Origin of the sequence: Prevotella sp. HJM029, from assembly GCF_000599605.1 — a bacterium.
Classification (GTDB): domain Bacteria; phylum Bacteroidota; class Bacteroidia; order Bacteroidales; family Bacteroidaceae; genus Prevotella.
This window is the reverse complement of record NZ_AZHT01000151.1, coordinates 1-265: the sequence shown is the minus strand read 5'-3', so window position 1 is coordinate 265 and position 265 is coordinate 1. Positions and strand designations below refer to the sequence as shown.

The 265-nt window shown below is 52.5% G+C and carries 1 rRNA gene; it reads left to right on the top strand.

From position 1 onward, the window contains the following. A 23S ribosomal RNA gene (locus X919_RS0106150) occupies positions 1 to 265 on the top strand; the annotation flags it as partial.

Sequence of the window (265 nt, the reverse complement as noted above, 5' to 3'; positions counted from 1 at the left end):
GAATGGTGAGGGCGATGGCAGAAACGGTTAATATTCCGTTACTACCTTTAGGAGCGATGTGGAGACGGAGCAGTGACACTGCCGCGGGGTGACGGATATCCCCGTTAAAGAGTGTAGGCGTCGATCGGAGCAGGCAAATCCACTCCGAGAGCCGACCTTGAAAGTACTGCAGCTTCTTCGGGAGCAGCAGATAGCGCAGGTAATCAGACTTCCAAGAAAATCCGCTAAGCATATTCTAAAGGTACCCGTACCGCAATCCGACACA